Source organism: Cellulomonas sp. P4_A2 (assembly GCF_056402515.1).
Genome location: NZ_JBFUHG010000216.1, coordinates 1 through 372, shown reverse-complemented (window position 1 = coordinate 372; position 372 = coordinate 1). Strand labels below are relative to the sequence as shown.

At 74.2% G+C, this 372-nt stretch carries 1 pseudogene; it reads right to left on the bottom strand.

The window, feature by feature from the left end:
- Window positions 1-372, bottom strand: a pseudogene (locus tag AC1DUE_RS20785) (thymidine phosphorylase); the annotation flags it as partial.

Here is a 372-nt window from a genome sequence, read left to right as displayed (position 1 = left end):
CCGTGTGCAGTGTCAGCAGCCGCTGGCCCTTGGTCACCGTGTCGCCCGGCTTGGCGTGCATTTCGATGCCCGCGCCCGCCTGCACCGGGTCCTCCTTGCGGGCCCGGCCCGCGCCGAGGCGCCAGGCGGCGACGCCGATGTCGTACGCGTCGAGACGGGTCAGTACGCCGGAGGTGTGGGCCGCCACCACGTGCTGCTCGCGGGCGACCGGGAGCGTGGCGTCCGGGTCACCGCCCTGGGCGGAGATCATCCGGCGCCAGACGTCCATCGCGGAGCCGTCGGCCAGGGCCTTCTCCGGGTCGGCGTCCTTGAGACCGGCCGCGTCGAGCATCTCGCGGGCCAGGGCGAGGGTGAGGTCGATGACGTCCCTGG